This window comes from Paenibacillus sp. YYML68 (assembly GCF_027923405.1).
Lineage (GTDB): Bacteria > Bacillota > Bacilli > Paenibacillales > NBRC-103111 > Paenibacillus_G.
In genome coordinates, this window is sequence record NZ_BQYI01000001.1 from 72,185 (window position 1) to 91,867 (window position 19,683).

The following is a 19,683-nucleotide window of genomic DNA, read 5'->3' on the forward strand; positions in this document are numbered from 1 at the left end:
CTTTTTACGACCATTTTAGTCGGAAATCGAACCGCACGTTTTTAAGGAGGAGCAAAGCAACTATGGCATACGAACCTATTTGGGCGGCCGACCCGTCCAAATTGAACAAGATGGAGCTTGTCAAGCTGGAGAAGGACGGTCTTGACGTTATCCGTACCATTATTGAGAAATACGCGCACGAGGGCTACAGCTCAATTACGCCTGATGACATGAACCTGTTCAAGTGGGCTGGCGTCTACGAGCAGAAGCCGAAGGACGGCCACTTCATGATGCGTGTTCGCGTCAACTCCGGTGTCATGACAACGGCACAAGCACGCGCAATGGCAGAGATCGCGAAGGACTACGGGCGCAACCTGATGGACGTGACGACGCGTCAGGCGATCCAGTTCCACTGGCTGACGGTTGAGAGCTTGCCGGACATTTTTGACCGTCTGGAGAAGGTGGGCCTGTATTCGTACGAAGCATGCGGCGACTGCCCGCGTACGATCGTTGGTAACCCGCTTGCAGGCATCGATAAGGACGAGCTGTTCGACACGACTGCGCTCGTGAACGAAGTGAACGACTTCTTCCTGATGAATCGTGACTTCTCGAACTTGCCGCGTAAATATAAAATATCCATTTCTTCTAACATTTATAACTCCGGTCATGCCGAGATCCAGTGTCTGGCGTTCACGCCAGCCTCGAAGGTGATCGACGGACAAGAAGTGCTCGGCTTCCACGTGTGGGTAGGCGGCGGCTTGTCGGCTAAGCCTCACCTCGCGAAGCGTCTTGACATGTTCGTACGTCCAGAGGAAGTATTGAAGGTAGCTACGGGCGTTACGACGATCTTCCGTGACTACGGCTACCGTGAGAAGCGCCACCATGCGCGCTTGAAGTTCCTTGTAGCTGACTGGGGTCCAGAGAAGTTCAACGAGAAGCTGATCGAGCTGATCGGCGATATGCCTACTTCTGGCGAAGACAAGACGGTCGGCTGGACAGCGGCTTACTTCGACGGCGTGCATAAGCAGCTGCAGGAAGGCTTGAACTACGTCGGTCTTAGCGTGCCAGTTGGCCGTCTGAGCGGCGACGAGTTCATCGAGCTTGCCCGCATTGCTGATGAGTATGGCGACGGTCACATCCGTACAACCGTATCGCAGAACATCATTCTGTCCGGCGTGAAGGACGAGAACGTGGACAAGGTGCTGGCTGAGCCTGTACTGGAGCGTCTGACGCCTAGCCCTAAGCACTTCATGAGCCGTACGGTCTCCTGTACCGGTAATGAGTTCTGTAACCTGGCCGTTGTCGAAACGAAGGAGCGCGCGGTGTCCGTGGCTGAGTACCTCGATGCCAACGTCGAGCTGGACGAAGAGGTTCGCATTCACTTCATCGGCTGCCCGAATGCGTGCGGTCAGAAGCACATTGCCGACATCGGTCTGCAGGGTGCGCTCGTGAAGACGCCTGAAGGTATGGTCGATGCATTCGACATCGCGGTTGGCGGTATTCTCGGTCCTGGCGCGAAGTTCAACGAAGTGTTGAAGGGCCGCGTGAAGGGCGATCAGGTAGGTCCGGTGCTGGAGCAGCTGATCCTGTACTACAAGGAAAACCGTGGACCAGAAGAAACGTTCCATCAGTTCGTTGGCCGCGTAGGCGTGCCTGCGTTCCAAGAGAAGCTGACTTCGATTCTTGCGGAGATTGCTTAATTGATTTGGTTTATCTAGGCTGACCCTATGGGGTCAGCTTTTTTATGTCTGCATGACCTTTTTACTAAACCTCCCACATGTTCCTCAGCGCCTATAGTCCTAATTATATTTAGAATAGTTGATTATATATAAAGTTGGTGATATATTGGAAGTACATCATCGCTCGGGCTTGAATGAAATCGCTAACATATCTCTTATGAAAAGGAGGCATGCGCAACAGTCTTTACAGCGTAGCGTGGGCCAAATAGGTCCGGTTCGGAGTATTCGGCTTTCGTATAATTGAGAGCGCATACACTTCGACTTAAGCATCATAAAACCAGGAGGGAAGGTCATGAATAAGCGCTTGATGCTAAAAAAAGTTAGCTTGGCTATGCTGCTTGCAGCTTCTACAGTTGCACATCAAATTCCGGCAATGGCCACTGCTGCCGATTCCGCCAGCTATCAAGACATTGGTACAATTACGTACAAGGGCAAAACGTACTTCAAGAACAACGTTACGACTGCAACGAAATCAATCGTAATACCAAGCGATACACTCAGCACCATTCAGGCGAAGCTGGATGCAGGAGGCGTCATTCAATTCACCGCTGGCACTTACCACCTCGGAACGATGAAGATCCAAACATCGAATACACGCATTGAAGTCGACTCCAGTGCTGTGTTCAACATGAGGAGTAACATCCTGTTCGATATTCGACCAGCCACTGTAAGCTCCCCGCAAATTGAGAACATCGAGATCTCCTCCCTCGGGACAGAGCGCTTTACGATCATTACGAACGGCAACAAGGGCGGCGACAAGCGTCCGGTACGGCTCGCGAACGTGAAAAACTTTGCTGTATCCGGTATCGACATCATCGGTAATTATGAGGGGCAGCCGTACGTCGTGCTGGCACCTTACCAAGATGGCAGCCCAGGAACAATCTTAGTTAACGGCGAACAGACGTATAACCCTATATTCGGTCTCGTACCGACTTATGGTGTGATTCAAAATGTAGGCGCTGTCAATATTCACGGCGGCTATGCGACCGTTCAATTTTTCGCTGGCAACAACGTTCTTGTGCGTGATATTGATGGTCAGAACGGTGTCACCGTCCGACTGGAACCTGGTAGTGGTAAGGATACCGACAACCAAAGCTTGGCTGGTCCCGAGCTCGGAGCGCTGCACGACATTGTACTCAAAAATATACGTAATACGAATGGCTTCGCCGCTGTATATATGAAGCCACATGCCAAGGTGAATCGCAACATTACGTTGTCGAACATATCCGCGGTAAACAGTGCGTTCGCCATTCATGCCGACGTTGCGAAGTTCAAGCCTGACGATAAGGTGACGGTCACATGGAAGGGTGAAACGTACGATGTGCATCGTAAGCGCGGACGGTTCGAGAACGTTACGATTGATGGGAACGTCTTCCTCAAGCAGCAAGGAGACGAGAAGCTGGCATGGTTCGCGATTAGTGATACGTGGTACATCGACTATGCCAAGCGTGATGGCGAAGGCAATTATTATGACTACACGCCGAACTATGACAATTCCAAGCGACTGACGACTACGATCGTGCCGGTGCTTATGATCTCTCATGAATACCGCACAGACACGGAATTCAATATCGAGCGCGGCAACTATACGCTAGATTTAAGCAAAGCCCACGTGAAGTCGATCGGCTTCACACATCCGTTAGCTACTGACGGAGGCGTGCTGTACCGCGAGGATGCTCGGAATAAGCTCAATGAGCCTTTGACGGACGAGCAGATTAAGCAATAGCTCGTAAACATTACTGTGCGTTGCACGTCCGTTTACGATTAAGCCAATGCACGAAGCTCTGACACAAGAATTGAATCTTAATCTGGAGGGAAAATCGAATGCATTCATTGTCATTTAAACGAGCTTGGTTCGCTTTTATACTAGCCATTACTGTTCTGTTCGCTCAGCTTCCGTCTTTCGCCGCTGCAGCTGACCCTGCTACCTTCCAAGGTATCGGCAACGTATCGTACGGTGGCAAGACGTATTTTACGAATAAGGTTACGACTACGAACAAGAAGATCGTGAACCCGGGTGATTCGCTTAGCTCCATCCAATCGAAGCTCGATTCCGGCGGAGTCATTCAGTTCTCTGCGGGAACCTACAATCTCGGCACGATGAAGATCACCAAGTCGAACACTCGAGTAGAAGTTCACGAAGACGCTACCTTTAACATGTCAAGCAACATTCTATTCGATATTCGGCCAGCCACTGTAAGCTCCCCGAGAATTGAGAATATCGAGATCGCCTCCATCGGGCCTGGCCGCTTCTTGATCAAGACGAATGGGAATAAGGGCGGGGACAAGCGTCCGGTTCGATTGACGAATGTGAAGAACTTTGCCGTCTCCGGCATCCAGATCCAAGGTAACTATGAAGGTCAGCCGTTCATCGTGCTCGTTCCTTATCAGGACGGCAGCCCAGGTACGATTCTAGTCAATGGAGTGAAGAAGTACAATCCGATCTTCGGACTCGTTCCAACCTTCGGGGTAATCCAAGACGTGGGTGCTACCGGTATTCACGGTGGATACGCTACGGTACAAATGTTCGGCGGCGACAACGTCCTCATGCGCAACATTGATGGTGAGAACGGCGTTACGGTTCGTCTGGAGCCGGGCAGTGGTCAAGATACTGATAATACGAGTATGTCTGGACCAGATCTCGGTGCGCTGCGCGACATTACGCTGGTGAATGTCAACAACAAGAACGGCTTCGCAGCGGTATATCTGAAGGCGCACGCCAAGGTGAATCGCAACATCACACTAACCAACATTACCGCTACGAACAGCGGCTCCACGGTGCACACGGATGTATCCGAGTTCCATCGAGGAGATAAAGTAACCGTTACCTACAACGGAGATACGTATGACGTTGAGCGAAAGCGCGGCCGCTTTGAGAATGTTAAGCTGAAGGGCAACATCAAGCTCACACAGACAGGCACGAGCAAGCTGGCTTGGTTCGCAATCAGCGACCTGCTCTACATTGACTACAGCAAGCGTAATGGTGACGGAGATTATGCGGATTATGCACCGAATATCGATAACTCCAAGCGTCTCACGACTCCGATTGCCCCTGTACTGATGCTGTCGCATGAATATCGTTCGGATACGAGCTTCAGCATAGAGCGTGGAACGTATACGATGGATTTCAGCGGCGCTACGATTCAATCGGTCGGCTTCTCACATTCATTGGCCACGAATGGCGGCGTCCTGTATCGCGAGGATGCCAGAACGAAGCTGAACAAGCCACTGACTGACGCGCAGATTAAAGATTATTAGGCTTAGCAGCCACCCTGTCAGGATCAGCCTCTGTGTAACATGTGTGTAACAAGTCCAACAAGCCCAGCTTCTGCTGGGCTTGTTGACTATGTCTTCGAGAACTAGCTGATGCATCTACTCCTCGTCTATACAACCGCATCCTCTAGCGCCTTCAGACGCTTATAGTAATCCTCCGAACGCTCTCGATCACGCTCGAGAATCGGCTTCAAGTACTTGCCCGTATACGAGCCCTCTACCTTGACGACCTCCTCAGGCGTACCAGTCGCTACGATCATACCGCCGCGGTTGCCGCCCTCAGGACCAAGGTCGATCAAGTAATCGGCAGTCTTGATGACATCAAGGTTGTGCTCAATAACAAGCACCGAGTCCCCGTTCTCTACGAGACGATGCAGCACCTTCAGCAGACGGTCTATATCATCGATATGAAGCCCTGTCGTCGGCTCGTCAAGAATGTAGATCGTCTTGCCAGTGCTGCGACGATACAGCTCAGCAGCCAGCTTCACGCGCTGCGCCTCACCACCGGATAACGTCGTAGCTGGCTGACCAAGATTCATGTAGCCAAGTCCGACATCGAGCAGCGTCTGCAGCTTGCGGTGAATACGCGGAATGTTCTTGAAGAACTCGCACGCATCCTCTATCGTTAACGCCAGCACATCGGATATGCTGAGGCCCTTGTACTTCACCTCCAGCGTCTCACGATTGTACCGCTTCCCCTTACAAATCTCGCAAGGCACGTAGACGTCTGGCAAGAAGTGCATCTCAATCTTAATAATTCCGTCGCCGCGGCACGCCTCACAGCGTCCGCCCTTCACATTGAAGCTGAAGCGTCCCTTCTTGTAGCCGCGAACCTTCGCCTCATTCGTAGCCGAGAAGACGTCGCGGATGTCATCGAATACTCCGGTGTACGTAGCCGGATTCGAGCGCGGCGTACGTCCGATCGGCGACTGATCAATATCGATCACCTTATCGACGTGCTCCAGTCCCTTGAACTCCTTGTACTCACCGGGCCTCACCTTCCCGCCGTTCAGCTCCTTAGCGAGTGTCTTGTACAAGATCTCATTAATGAGCGTGCTCTTACCCGAACCGGATACACCAGTCACGCAGCTGAATACACCGAGCGGGAACTTCACATTGACGCCGCGCAGGTTGTTCTCCTTCGCGCCGCGAATCTCGAGCCACTTGTCATTCGTCTTGCGACGCTCAGGCGGGACAGGAATGAACTTCTTACCGCTCAAGTATTGACCGGTTAGTGACGCCGGGTCCTCCATAATCTCCTTCGGCGTCCCCTGCGCGACCACTTGTCCACCGTGGATGCCTGCACCGGGGCCGATGTCGATAATATAGTCAGCGGCCATCATCGTGTCTTCGTCATGCTCGACGACAATGAGCGTATTACCGAGATCGCGCATATGCACCAGCGTCTGGATGAGCCTGTCGTTGTCGCGCTGATGCAATCCGATGCTCGGCTCGTCCAATATATATAGGACGCCCATCAAGCTCGAACCGATCTGCGTAGCCAGCCGAATCCGCTGCGCCTCGCCGCCGGACAGCGTCCCTGCCGCTCGGCTCATCGACAAGTAATCAAGTCCGACGTTCACGAGGAAGCCGAGTCGAGCCTTGATCTCCTTCAGAATGAGATGCGCAATCGTCAGCTCACGCTCATTGAGCGTAAGCGAATCGAACCAGCTGTGCGCCTCTCCGATCGACAGCGACGTTACGTGTGCGATGTTCCGCGTACCGACCGTTACCGCGAGCGATTCCGGCTTCAAGCGTTGCCCCTTGCACTTACCGCATGGCTTCGCGCTCATATATTGCTCGATATGCTCGCGAATTCCGTCCGAGAACGTCTCGCGGTATCGTCGCTCCAGATTATTGACGATGCCCTCGAAGGCGACCATCGCTTCCTTCTTATGCCCGAAGTCGTTCTCATACTTGAACTTCACCTTCTCGCCGCCTGTACCGTTCAGCAGCTTGCTCATCTGCTCCTTCGTCAGCTCAGCGATCGGCACGTCCTGCGGAATGCCGTAGTGTTCACATACCGACGCGAGAAATTGCGGGTAATAATTCGACGTGCTGCCCGCCCACGCCTCGAACGCGCCCTCCTGAATGGACAGCTTCGGGTTCGGCACCAGCATCTCGGAGTCCACAATCATCTTAAGCCCAAGACCGTCACAGTCTGGACAAGCACCGTACGGGCTGTTGAACGAGAACATGCGGGGCGCCAACTCCTCGATGCTGAAGCCGCACTCTGGACAAGCGAGGTTCTGACTGAACAGCAGCTCCTCCTGATCGATGATGTCGACGATGACGCGACCATCTGCCAGCTTCAGCGCCGTCTCGAGCGAGTCCGCTAGTCGCGCCTGTACATCGTCCTTCACGACGATTCGGTCGACGACAACCTCGATGTTGTGCTTCTTGTTCTTCTCCAGCTCGATCGTCTCGGACAGCTCGCGCAGCTCGCCGTTGACGCGAACGCGAACGAACCCCTGCTTATGCACATCTGCGAGCAGCTTCGAATGCTCCCCCTTGCGACCCGATACGAGCGGAGCCAGGATCTGCAGCTTCGTCCGCTCTGGGTATTCCATAATGCGGTCGACCATCTGCTCGACCGTCTGCGACGTAATCTCGATGCCGTGCTCCGGACAGTGAGGACGTCCGACACGTGCGAACAGCAGTCGCAAGTAGTCGTAAATTTCCGTTACGGTACCGACCGTCGACCGCGGGTTACGACTTGTCGTCTTCTGGTCAATCGAGATCGCAGGAGACAGCCCTTCAATCGAGTCGACGTCCGGCTTGTCCATCTGCCCGAGAAACTGCCTCGCATACGCAGACAGCGATTCGACATACCGACGCTGTCCCTCGGCGTAGATCGTATCGAACGCCAGAGACGATTTACCCGAGCCGCTCAAGCCCGTCAGCACGACAAATTTGTCACGTGGAATCGTGACGTCTACATTTTTAAGATTGTGGGCTCGCGCGCCCTTAATTACGATGTTGTCTCTGGCCACAGTTCGATCAACTCCTACCCTTAGTTACAGCTCGGCCTTCAGCTCGAGTACCGCATCACGCAGCTCTGCAGCTCGCTCGAACTGCAAATTTCTAGCTGCTTCCTTCATCTCCTGCTCCAGACGCTCGATCATCGACATCCGGTCCTTCTTCGACATCTTCTGCTTCGCATCCGCCAAGTAGTCCGCCTTCTGCTCGGCAACCTTCGTCGCCTCGATCACGTCGCGAATCTTCTTCTTAATGGTCTGCGGCGTTATGCCGTGCTTCTCGTTATACGCGAGCTGAATCGTGCGGCGGCGCTCTGTCTCGCCAATCGCCTTCGTCATCGAGTCCGTCATCTTATCGCCATACATGATGACGCGCCCTTCCGAGTTACGAGCTGCCCGCCCTATCGTCTGAATGAGCGACCGCTCGGCTCTGAGGAACCCTTCCTTGTCCGCATCGAGAATCGCCACGAGCGACACCTCCGGCAGGTCTAGACCTTCCCGCAGCAGGTTGATGCCGATCAGGACATGGAACACCCCAAGGCGCAGCTCCCGCAAAATCTGCATCCGCTCCAGCGTCTTGATCTCCGAATGCAAATACCGAACCTTGATGCCGATCTCCTTCAAGTAGTCGGTCAAGTCCTCGGACATCTTCTTCGTCAGCGTCGTCACGAGCACGCGCTCATCGCGCTTCATGCGCTCATGGATCTCGCCAATCAAGTCATCAATCTGCCCCTTGGTCGGCCTCACCTCGATGATCGGATCAATGAGACCCGTCGGACGAATAATTTGCTCGATCATCTCCGGACAACGCTCCAGCTCGTAGGGCCCCGGTGTCGCCGAGATATACATGATCTGATTGATCTTCTCCTCGAACTCCTCGAAGCGAAGAGGACGGTTATCAAGAGCCGACGGCAAGCGGAAGCCGTGATCGACGAGCACCTGCTTGCGCGCACGGTCGCCGTTATACATGGCGCGAATTTGCGGCAGCGTCACGTGAGACTCATCAATCAGAATCAGCATATCATCTGGAAAATAATCAAGAAGCGTATACGGCGTCGCTCCTGGCTCGCGGAACGTCAGCGGACCGGAGTAATTCTCGATACCCGAGCAGAAGCCCATCTCCTGCATCATCTCGATGTCGTAGCGTGTTCGCTGCTCCAGCCGCTGCGCCTCCAGCAGCTTGCCCTGCTCCCGAAGCTCGGCCAGCCTCTCCTCCAGCTCTCGCTCAATGTTGAGGATCGCCTTCTTCATCGTCTCCTCCTGCGTCACGAAGTGAGAGGCCGGGAAGATCGCAATATGCTCGCGCTCACTGATGATTTCTCCAGTCAGCACGTTAATCTCGGTAATGCGTTCGATCTCGTCGCCGAACAGCTCCACCCGAATCGCATGCTCGCTGTTCGAGGCCGGGAAGATCTCCACCACATCGCCTCGTACACGGAATGTACCGCGCACGAAGTTCATATCGTTACGCTGGTATTGAATGTCTATTAAGCGGTGCAGAATATCTTGTCGCGACTTCTCCATACCTCTGCGCAACGACAGCACAAGGCTTCGGTACTCCATCGGAGAACCGAGGCCGTATATACAGGACACACTCGCCACGATCACGACGTCTCTGCGCTCGAACAGGGCGCTCGTCGCCGAGTGCCGCAGCTTGTCGATCTCCTCGTTGATGCTGGAATCCTTCTCAATATACGTATCCGACGACGGAATGTACGCCTCCGGCTGGAAGTAGTCGTAATAGCTTACGAAATATTCCACCGCATTATGTGGGAAAAACTCCTTCAGCTCGCTGCACAGCTGTGCAGCTAAGGTCTTGTTGTGAGCGATCAGCAGCGTCGGTCGGTTCAGCTCTGCAATAACGTGCGCAGCGGTGAACGTCTTCCCCGTGCCTGTGGCCCCGAGCAGCGTCTGATGCTTGCGTCCTGAGCGAATGGAATCTACGAGCTTGCGGATGGCGGCAGGCTGATCTCCTTGTGGCGTATAATCCGATACCAGCTCGAACTTCTGATCGCTTACGATCACTTCGTTCATTTCATCACCCTTCCGGAAAAGGTCGAACTCACGGCTAAAGTTTTAGATTGGGATACCCGATAAATAAATATGCGTGAGCAAACGTCGCTTGTCGCTCTGTTCGCGTATTGTCGATTTAATAGGAATATTTGTTCCCATCTATTATACTCGTTTTTCCAATGCGTTGCAAACAGGCTAAGAGCCTTATACCTTAACTCTGAAGGAGCGAAAGAGCATGGACTTGATCACCATCATCGGCATCGTTGTCGGGATCGGAGCATTGACGGTAGGCTATATGATGGACGGCGGACATCTTTCCGGATTGTTCGTACCGAGCGCGCTAATCATCATATTCGGTGGAACGATCGGCGCCGTGCTGGTCAGCTTCCCGCTGAAGCAGGTGAAGCAGCTTGGCAGTGCCGTTCAGATGGCGTTTCTCGATAAGCAGACCGACCCGCTCGACACGATCGACGAATTCTACAACATGACCCTCACCGCTCGGCGAGAAGGCGTGCTTGCCCTTGAGGACACGGCACAGGAGCATCCGAACGCGTTCATTCGCGACGGTCTGCAGCTCGTCGTAGACGGCACCGACCCGGAGCAGCTGCGTGAGATTCTGGAGCTGGAGATCGAGGCGGTCGAGCGCAAGCACGAAGGCTGGGCCAAAATGTTCGAGGCTGCCGGCGGCTACGCGCCGACGATGGGTATTCTCGGCACCGTGCTCGGCCTCATTCACGTCCTCGGCAACCTGGAGGACCCGAGCAAGCTCGGTCCGGCCATCGCGGTCGCCTTCACGGCGACGCTGTACGGCGTCGGCTCCGCGAACCTGCTGTTCCTGCCGATTGCCAGCAAGATCAAGTCGCGCAGCGCCGAGCACGTGCTTCACTACGAGCTCATGCTTGAAGGCTTGCTCTCCCTGCAGGCCGGGGTGAACCCGGTTATTATCAAGAAGAAGCTGCTCGCATACGTTCAAGTGCAGGCTAAGCCTGCTGCGAAGGATGGTGAGTCGCTTGGCGAAGAGTAGAAGACGCCGGCAGCGCAAGGAGGGGCACGTGAACAACGAGCGCTGGCTGCTCAGCTATGCGGATTTTATAACGCTAGTGCTAATCTTCTTCATTATTATGTACGCGATGAGTCAGGTGGACGCGAAGAAGTACGAGGTGCTCGCTCAATCGCTCCAGCTGGAGTTCCGCAAGGCCGACTCGATTACGCCCCAGGGCGAAGGACTGAATGGCTCGGTCAACCCGTCCAAGCAGCCAGACAAGACGAGCACAGAGCAGCCATCAGAGGCCGAGCTAGCCGAGCAGCTGAAGGCTGAACGGGAGAAGCAGCTGGAGGATTTGCTGCAGAAGGTGCAGACCTATATCGCCGAGAACAACCTGCAGACGCTCGCCTCTGCTGCGAACACTCCAAGAGGCGTAGCGGTCACGTTGAACGACCTGTTCTTGTTCGATCTCGGGAAGGCCGACCTGAAGCCGGGTGCCCTCCCGGTGCTGAACCAGCTGGCGAGCTTGTTCCCGTCACTGAACGCGACGATCAGCATTGAAGGACATACAGACGACCTCCCGCTCGGCACCGGCTCGATCTATGGAGACAATTGGGGGCTGTCGCAGGCTCGCTCGTTGTCAGTGCTCCGCTACTTCGTCAACGACATGGCACAGGACCCGAAGCGGTTCGTCTCCACGTCGTATGCGGACACAAGACCGATCGTGGACAATACGAACGAGGAGAACAGGGCGAAGAACCGCCGCGTCGAGATCGTCGTCCTGCGCTAAGCTGCAGCTTGTCCATGCACGCATTCTGCTTCTGTTGTTCCCTTCTACCGCTCTACCGCATGAAAAAAAGCCGACTCGCAAGCTCAAAAGCCGCCTGTTCAACCGGCAGAGGATGCTCCTCCTGCCCGCTGACATGCAGCTCCGACCGCTTGCAGTCGGCTTATTTATTGTTATTGTAGCAAGCTGTAAGCCTTCTTACGACTCCCACATAAGTCTAGCCTCGAGAGCCTACATCCCTCGATCAATCTGCTTCTCATTGCGCAGCAAGCCTGTCAGCTTGCGGCGGAAGTAGGACCAGAACGACAGCGGCTTCGTGTCCACATAATACAGCACATCCTCATCCGGAGCCAGAATGATGCCCAGCTGATGGTGATCTCCCGAGTAGACCGCCCGCTTCAAGAAGCGGCTCTCTCTGGCGTAATCGAGTATCTCCAGACGACAATAAGCTGAATTCAGCTGCATCGCCTGGTGAAGCTCCTGCTTCGTTCGAATGGGCACACCGTTCACCTTGCTGATGACCTCGCCTGGCCGAAGACCGAGCTCCTCTGCCGGACTGCCTGGCAGCACCGCGAGAATATTGAGCCCCTTGCCATCCTGCACATAGATCGGTGCACGCTTCTCTTCATCGCGACGGCTGAAGACGATCATTCCCTCGTGCAGCAGCACCGCGAGCAGACATAGCCAGAACGTCAGCACCGGAGCTAATGCAGCTAGTAAGGCCAGCAGGAGCACTGCCCCTGAATAGCCGAGAAGCAGCGTCGAGCTCATGCGGGCTTTATCCTTAGGCACACGGGACATCGTCAGCTCGGTGAAGCCGACCATAACGGGGAAGCCGATGATCATCCAGCCGTTCTGCCACATCTCACCCCCGAGCAGCGGCGACCAAGGCAGGCTGACGGCACCCGCTCCTGCCCCGCCTACTGCCGCATCCGGACTGAGCGGCACAATCAAGAACAGCGCCATCGGCCAGAAGCCCTGCAGCTGGTAAGCACCGACCATACGGCCGCGCTTGCCCTCTACGAACAGCGGTGTCGACAGCCGCGTTCCTAGCGTACGCACGTAGACCGCCTCGGCCAGATGAAGCACAGCGACCAGGGCGAGCATAGACGGCGCGTTGAACGCCAGAATCGGCCCTGTCAGCCATTGCCACTCCGCGGACGAGCCAACTCCAGGTATGCTGCTCAGTATCGCATGCAGCATGCCGAGGACGCCTACTGCATACGCCCAGCACATATATCGCACACGAACCAGTGCGATCAAGAGCGATACGAGCCACAGCAGCAACACTGCCTCGAGCTGAACAGTAGCCCCGATGACAGCCATCAGCGCTGATGCGACGAGACCGCCGAAGAACCCCCACATGACCGTGCGCCACGATTCCGAGAGCAGCGAATGCAGCTTCGTCGAGAACAGTCTCCGCTCTAGCGCAATTTGCCGCCGATACTGCAGCACGATCACGAGAATGCCGACGTAGTAAAAAGGATGCAGCAGCAGCTGTAAAATAGCTTCCAGCCATTGCAAGCCTAACGTTTGAACCCAGCTCATAGCCCGCTCCTTCATATTGCAACTTATAGTAGTAAGGATTGCTCTATTATTGGTCAAAAAAATAAGAGGTCGCCCTTCGATCACTCGAAGGACACCTCCCTATTCGTTCGACATCAGCTGGAGCTTTTCCTGCACAGCTCCTGAAATTGGCAATGCAATACAGTGTGGCTAGCTACAGCTACCGGATCTCCTTACGGATCGATTCGAGCGCCGCCTTCAGCTGCAGATCGTTCTTCGGATCGCGAATCGCCGCGACAATCGCCTTCTCCAGCTTCGTCGCCGTCTCCTCATCGACCTCGCCAGTAACAGGCACGCTGTTCGCACGCTGGAATGACTTAACCGCTTGCGCCGTCTGATCATTGTAGTAGCCGTCCTCACGCCCAGGGTCATACCCAGCCCCCTTCAGCATGATCTGCAGGTTCTTCACATCTTCGCTGTTCATATCCGGCTTCAGGGTCTGCTTCTTGCTCAGCGGCGCTGCCTTGAAGTAGGCTGGCTGCTCGACCGCGAGGTCCGGCGCGATGCCCGTCTTATGGATCCAAGTGCCATCAGGCGTCAGCCACTTGTAGACAGTCATCTTGATGTTGCTGCCGTCGCCCATCTCTTGCTCGAACGTCACCTGCACGGTACCCTTACCGAACGTCGTCTCGCCAATCAGCTTGCTGCCCGCCGAATCGTGCAGCGCTCCCGCTAATATCTCGGAGGCGCTGGCGCTGCCCTTATTAATGAGAACATGCACTGGATACGGCTTGCCGCCGTCCTGCTCCGACTTCGTCTCCTCGCGCAGTCCCTTGCGGTTCTCGATCTGCACGATTGGCTTGCCCTTCGGCACGAACGGCTCGACGATCTCCACGACAGAGGAGAGCAGACCGCCCGGATCGTTGCGCACATCAATAATAAGACCCTTCAAGCCCTTCTTCTCCAGAGCGGCCAGCTCCTCATTGAAGCTCTCAGCTGTGTTCGTCGCGAACTGTCGGATCTCGATCTTGCCGATGCTGCCCTCGAGCATCTCCGCCTTCACCGTCTCGACATCAATATCATCGCGCACGACAATAAGCTGGATCGGGTCGGTAACACCGGGACGCACAATCTCAAGCTTCGCCTGTGTTCCCTTCGGACCGCGAATCTTCATAATCGCCTGATTCAGCGTCAATCCATCGAGTGATTCTCCATTCACGGACAAGATCACATCATGCGCATGAAGACCAGCCTTCTCTGCCGGAGAGCCCTTGATCGGTGCGACGATCGTCACCTTGCCCTCCTCCTGCGTCACCTCAGCGCCAATGCCTTGGAACGAAGACGTGATATTCTCGCCGAACTGCTTCGCTTCCTTCTGATCCATGTACACGGTGAACGGATCCTCAAGCGTCTCCAGCATGCCGTTGATCGCCCCGTTCACAAGCTCCTCGTGATCGACCTCGCTCAGATACTTACTCGTAATCAGCTGATATGTGGTGGCAATTTTGTTGATGTCCTTGCCGCTCAAGCCGCTCTTCGCCTCGGCCGCCGCAGCACCTACCTCGTTCTTCACCGCTGCGAATATCGCAGGGTTCACGATTGTGAGCGTCATAATACTGCTGGCGAACATCGAGAGCAGCACGAATGCAAGCACTGTACGTCCCTTAAACACCATATCGACCTTCCACCTGCCTTTGCTGTTCCTTACACTTGTCTCTCTATTGTATGACAAGCTATACCGATTTATGAACGAGCTGGATTAACGCAGGTACGGCTTCGGATCAACAGGCTTCTCATGAATCCTTACCTCGAAGTGCAGGTGGTTGCCCGTCGATCGGCCCGTCGAGCCGACCTCGGCGATCTTCTGCCCCTTCTTCACCGCGTCACCCTTGTTGACAACGATTCCGTCATTACGAATATGCGCGTACAGCGTCCATACGCCATTCCCGTGATCAACAATGACCGTATTGCCGTAGCCGCTCCACCACGAAGCCATAATGACAACACCATCAGCCGCCGCCACGATGCTCGTTCCAGCTGGCGCAGGGAAGTCGATGCCATTATGCGTCGCTGTCTTACCTGTGAACGGGTCGCGGCGCGTGCCGAAGTCCGAGGACATGTTCACGAGCTTAGCGAGCGGGAACTGGAATTGACCGCCGCTGTACGTGTACACCGGTGCTGGTGCCGTGCTCTTGGACTTCGCGGCCTCCTGGGCCTTCGCATCACGCAGCGCCTTCTGCTTCGCCGCTTCCTGGGAAGCGAGCTTCATCAGCTGAGCATCGACCTCCTCGCTAATCTCGTGAAGCTCCTTCTCCTTCTCATTCAAGCTGGCGATGCGGACCTCCTTCTCCTTCTCCTTGACCAGTAGCTCCGCCTTCACAGCAGCCGTCTCGGCGTACAGATCACGAACCTCGGCCAGCTGCTGCTCGATCTCCATCTTCTTCACGGCAATGAGATCACGGTCGCGCACATTCGCTTCCAATATATCCTTGTCCTGATTGACAATAGAGCGCAGCGCCTCGAGACGATCGAGGAAATCAGTGAAGCTCGTCGAGCTGAGCAGCACGTCCGCATACGACACGACGCCATTCATATACATCAGACGAATCCGGGAGCGCAGCATCTGATCGCGAGACACGATACGGCCCTCTGCGTCCTCGAGCTGCACCGCATTCTCCTGCAGCGATGCGCTCACCGTCTCCACCTTCTCGTTGAGCACGCTCAAGCTCTGATTCGTCTTATCGATCTGGTCGAGCAGCACATTGATCTCCTGCGACGTCTGCTGCTTCTCCCTCGTGACCTGATTCAATTGCTTGTCCGTCTCGTTCACCTTACGCTCGACAGCCGCCTTCGAAGCCTTCAGCTGTTCAAGCTCCTTCTGAATCCGTTGCGACGTAGTGACAGCTGAGCTCGTTTGCGGCATGACGACAGTCCCTAGCAGTCCCAGACTTAGGACGGCCGGTATGATAAGCTTCTTCAACGCCGGTTTCCTCCCCATCCGTAGTTGTTCTCCCTACACGCTACACAACCTATACTCGCAAAAACTTACGTACCGACAGCACGCTTCCCCAAATGCCGATCGCTACCCCGATCCCAATCAGCAGTCCCGCTGTCTCCGCTACAATGGACTCGAACGGCAGCAGCTTGATCAGCATTAAATTCAGATCGAGCTGCAGCGACTGCATCAGCTGCCAGTAACCATATTGTAGAATAACGACTGGGATAACCGAGCCGATAATGCCGAGCAACGCTCCTTCAATGAAGAACGGCCAGCGAATGAACGAATTCGTCGCACCGACCAGCTTCATGATCGAGATTTCGCGGCGGCGCGCGACGATTGTAATTTTGATCGTATTGGATATAAGGAACATCGCCGTCAACGCAAGTGCTGCCACCAGCACAAGTCCTGCATTACGGACGACAGACGTAATCTTGAACATCGTCTCTACGGTACCCTGCCCGTAGCTGACACGGTAGATCGGCTTCGTCGCCTTCCCTTCGTTCAGCTTCGAGATGGCGTCAGCAGCGATGCCGACCTCTCGGGGCTCAGATACCTCGACCGTGAACGAATCATTCAGCGGGTTGTTCTCCCCGTCGAAGCCCTCCAGCAGCTGCTCCCCGCTCTGGCCCAGACGCTCACGCAGATACTCCAGCCCCTCCGCCTTCGAGACGAACGTGACTTTGTTCACCTGCGGAATGGCGGCAATCTCGTTCTGCAGCTGTGCGATCTGCTCCTGCGGCGTATTCACCTCGAGGTAGACGCGGATCTCGACCTGCTGCTCGATCTGCTGGGCCAAATAGTTCACGTTAAGCGACAGCAGCAGGAAGACGCCGAGGATGAACAGCGAGATCGAGATCGAGCTGATCGAGGCGAACGACATCCAGCCGTTCCGTCCGACATTCAGGAGCCCTTCGCGCAAATGGCGGCCAGCCGTACTAATCTTCATAGCCGTATTCACCCCTTGCTTCGTCGCGTGCGATCTTGCCCGCTTCGATGGCGATGACCCGCTTGCGTATCGTGTTCACGATCTCCTTATTGTGCGTCGCCATCACGATGGTCGTGCCGCGGAAGTTAATCTCCTCCATCAGCCTCATGATACCCCATGACGTATCTGGATCGAGATTACCAGTAGGCTCGTCCGCAATAATAACCGCCGGATTGTTCACGATCGCACGAGCGATCGCAACACGCTGCTGCTCGCCACCGGACAGCTGGGTCGGCAGCGACTGCGCCTTATCCTTCAGCCGCACGAGCTCCAGCACCTCCAGCGTACGCTTCTTGATCACCTTCTTCGGCGCCTCGATGACCTCCATCGCGAAGGCGACGTTCTCATACACCGTCAGCTTCGGCAGCAGGCGGAAGTCCTGGAAGATGACGCCGATGTTGCGGCGAACGTACGGAATTTTGCGCTGCTTGAGCTTCTCGAGGTTGAAGCCGTTCACGAAGATCGTCCCCTTGGTCGGACGTTCCTCTCTATAGATCATTTTCATAAATGTCGATTTACCCGCACCTGACGGACCGACAACGTAGACGAATTCGCTCTGGTCTACCTTGACGTTAATGCCCCTTAGAGCATGGCTGCCGTCCGGGTACGTTTTCCAAACGTCATGCATTTCGATCACGTGATCACATCCTGAATGTAGTTAGCGAAATTTGGAAGTCTCAGTGCAGACATAGCTTATACCACTTCGACATGAAAGACGAAAATCCTTTAGCACCGCGCCATTTTCTACATATTGCCACAATGTTTTTGTGCACGGCTCAATCCCCTGCTTGCTGCCTGCTAGCTTAATTTGTAAGCGCGGTTGAATATAGTGGAAAGTTCGGCCGGACAGCCGCATACATTGAAGGATGTAGACAGCTCGTACGAAAAAAGCAGTCAAAGGAGATCGCCTCTATGCCCTCCATGAATAAAAGAATCATGCCCCGCGGAGCGTTCCGCGTCATCGCGCCACTCCTGACCTGCGCGCTCGGCCTCACGCTAGTGGGCAGTGCGGCCGTCTGGGTGTACGCCTCCACAGACCGCATCCCAAGCGGCGTCCAGCTCGACGGCTGGCCTGTCGGCGGACTTCCGTACGCAGAGCTGGACCAGCAGCTGCAGGCCCGCAAGCAGCAATATACCTCGCTGCCCGTGCAGCTCCAGCTTGCCGGCAGCGGCGACAGCACCGCAAGCCCGCTCCATGCAGGCGAGCTCGGGGTGTCGCTGCAGGAGGACGAGCTGCGGGCGCGTATCGCCCGGCTGCAGACTGGCTCGCTGTACAGTCGGGCGAGAGCGCGATGGAGCGAGCGCGGACAACGGTGGAGCGTGCAGCCGCAGGTGGACACAGCCCAGCTGCAGGCGGCGCTGCGGCAGTCGTTCCCTGCGTCGTACCGCAGCGAGCCGAAGGACGCCGTCCGCACGATCCGCGCCGACGATACGGTCGTCTACACGCCGGAGACGACCGTCCTGCGCCCGGACGAACAGCGCTTCGCCGACGAGCTGCTCGCCGCGCTGCCGCGCTGGACCGAGGCCGGCGCGGTGCAGGAGCCGCTGCGGCTGCAGGTGCCCGAGCGGCAGCTTCTGCCGAAGCAGACGCTCGAGTCGCTGCGCGCCCAAGGCATTACGCGCAGGCTCGCCGCGTTCACGACAGTGTACCCGCCCGCGCCGAGCACCAGCAGCGGAGGCAGCTCCAGCTCCGCAGGCCGCGTGCACAACGTGCGCTCGACCGCGGCTACGCTGCACGATGTGCTGCTCGCGCCGGGCGACGTCTTCGACTACGCGCCGATCGTGGAGCGCACCGAGCAGCGCGCTGGCTACCGCGAAGCGCCTGTTATCATGAACGGCAAGCTCGTGCCCGGCATCGGCGGCGGCATCTGCCAGGTGTCGTCTACGCTGTACAACGCCGTACTGCGGGCCGGGCTTGAGATCGTCGAGCGGCGCAACCATTCGCTGCCGGTCAGCTATGTGCCGCTCGGACAAGATGCGACATTCTCGAGCGGCTATATCAACTTCAAGTTCCGCAATAATACGGAGCATTATGTACTGGTCCGCACGGAGGCCGATGAAGAGAGGCTGACCGTGAAGCTGTTCGGACAGACGCCCGAGGAGCTGACGTACGAGGTCGAGTCGAAGACGATCGAGACGCTAGAGCCGCCGCGCCGCTACGTGCACAACCCGAAGCTGCGCCCCGGTCAAGAGCAGGTGCTGGCGAAGGGCAAGCCCGGCTACATCGTCGAGACGTACCGCATCCATAAGCGTAACGGCTCGATGATCAACCGGGAGAAGCTGTCCCGCGACACGTACGCTGCCCAGTCGACGCTGGTCGCCGTCAACGGCGGCCCCGACGCAGGCTCAGGGGATGCTCCCGCTCCGTCCAGGGAGGAAGGAGCCGCCCCGCACGTGGAGGACGGCGTCAAGGGACCGTCGTTCCGCTGAACAGCAA

The 19,683-nt window shown here is 55.9% G+C and carries 13 protein-coding genes; 6 read left to right on the forward strand and 7 right to left on the reverse strand.

Annotated features, from left to right (window positions below; genetic code table 11):
- Window positions 1-62 precede the first annotated feature (62 nt).
- The 3 genes from PAE68_RS00325 to PAE68_RS00335 all read left to right on the forward strand — a co-directional run bounded on the left by PAE68_RS00325 (window position 63) and on the right by PAE68_RS00335 (window position 4,976).
- Window positions 63-1,679 (forward strand): nitrite/sulfite reductase, encoded by a 1,617-nt coding sequence (locus PAE68_RS00325; protein WP_281882948.1) that lies wholly within the window; start codon window positions 63-65, stop codon window positions 1,677-1,679.
- A 331-nt stretch (window positions 1,680-2,010) separates the two neighbouring features.
- A complete protein-coding gene (locus PAE68_RS00330) occupies window positions 2,011-3,444 on the forward strand; it encodes a hypothetical protein (RefSeq protein WP_281882950.1) in 1,434 nt (477 codons plus the stop codon).
- A 98-nt stretch (window positions 3,445-3,542) separates the two neighbouring features.
- Complete coding sequence (locus PAE68_RS00335; RefSeq protein WP_281882952.1) at window positions 3,543-4,976, forward strand: hypothetical protein; 1,434 nt, start codon at window positions 3,543-3,545, stop codon at window positions 4,974-4,976.
- A 125-nt stretch (window positions 4,977-5,101) separates the two neighbouring features.
- Here the strand turns inward: PAE68_RS00335 and uvrA are convergent, their stop codons facing one another.
- Entirely contained in the window at window positions 5,102-7,984 is a 2,883-nt protein-coding gene (gene uvrA / locus PAE68_RS00340; protein WP_281882954.1) for an excinuclease ABC subunit UvrA, read from the reverse strand.
- A 24-nt stretch (window positions 7,985-8,008) separates the two neighbouring features.
- Complete coding sequence (gene uvrB / locus PAE68_RS00345) at window positions 8,009-10,003, reverse strand: excinuclease ABC subunit UvrB (RefSeq protein WP_281882956.1); 1,995 nt, start codon at window positions 10,001-10,003, stop codon at window positions 8,009-8,011.
- A gap of 214 nt (window positions 10,004-10,217) precedes the next feature.
- On the opposite strand from uvrB, the gene PAE68_RS00350 reads away from it, so the two are divergent.
- Together PAE68_RS00350 and PAE68_RS00355 are read left to right on the forward strand one after the other, a co-directional pair.
- On the forward strand, window positions 10,218-11,006 hold the full coding sequence (locus PAE68_RS00350; RefSeq protein ID WP_281882958.1) for a flagellar motor protein: 789 nt from the start codon (window positions 10,218-10,220) through the stop codon (window positions 11,004-11,006).
- Window positions 10,984-11,757, forward strand: a complete 774-nt coding sequence (locus tag PAE68_RS00355; protein ID WP_397379336.1) for a flagellar motor protein MotB — start codon at window positions 10,984-10,986, stop codon at window positions 11,755-11,757. The genes PAE68_RS00350 and PAE68_RS00355 overlap by 23 nt, the downstream gene beginning before the upstream one ends.
- Before the next feature lie 228 nt (window positions 11,758-11,985).
- Here the strand turns inward: PAE68_RS00355 and PAE68_RS00360 are convergent, their stop codons facing one another.
- The 5 genes from PAE68_RS00360 to ftsE form a co-directional block, all read right to left on the reverse strand.
- Window positions 11,986-13,302, reverse strand: coding sequence for a PDZ domain-containing protein (locus PAE68_RS00360; RefSeq protein WP_281882963.1), 1,317 nt, complete (start codon window positions 13,300-13,302; stop codon window positions 11,986-11,988).
- Window positions 13,303-13,480: 178 nt separating this feature from the next.
- On the reverse strand, window positions 13,481-14,935 hold the full coding sequence (locus tag PAE68_RS00365; RefSeq protein ID WP_281882965.1) for a S41 family peptidase: 1,455 nt from the start codon (window positions 14,933-14,935) through the stop codon (window positions 13,481-13,483).
- Between the two features lie 84 nt (window positions 14,936-15,019).
- Entirely contained in the window at window positions 15,020-16,240 is a 1,221-nt protein-coding gene (locus PAE68_RS00370; RefSeq protein WP_281882967.1) for a murein hydrolase activator EnvC family protein, read from the reverse strand.
- A gap of 49 nt (window positions 16,241-16,289) precedes the next feature.
- Window positions 16,290-17,207, reverse strand: a complete 918-nt coding sequence (gene ftsX, locus PAE68_RS00375) for a permease-like cell division protein FtsX (RefSeq protein ID WP_281882969.1) — start codon at window positions 17,205-17,207, stop codon at window positions 16,290-16,292.
- A complete protein-coding gene (ftsE, locus tag PAE68_RS00380; protein ID WP_281882971.1) occupies window positions 17,197-17,883 on the reverse strand; it encodes a cell division ATP-binding protein FtsE in 687 nt (228 codons plus the stop codon). Before ftsE ends, ftsX begins: the two co-directional genes overlap by 11 nt.
- 275 nt (window positions 17,884-18,158) lie before the next feature.
- Here ftsE and PAE68_RS00385 point away from each other — a divergent pair, with 275 nt between their 5' ends.
- Complete coding sequence (locus tag PAE68_RS00385) at window positions 18,159-19,676, forward strand: VanW family protein (protein WP_281882974.1); 1,518 nt, start codon at window positions 18,159-18,161, stop codon at window positions 19,674-19,676.
- Window positions 19,677-19,683: the final 7 nt, after the last annotated feature.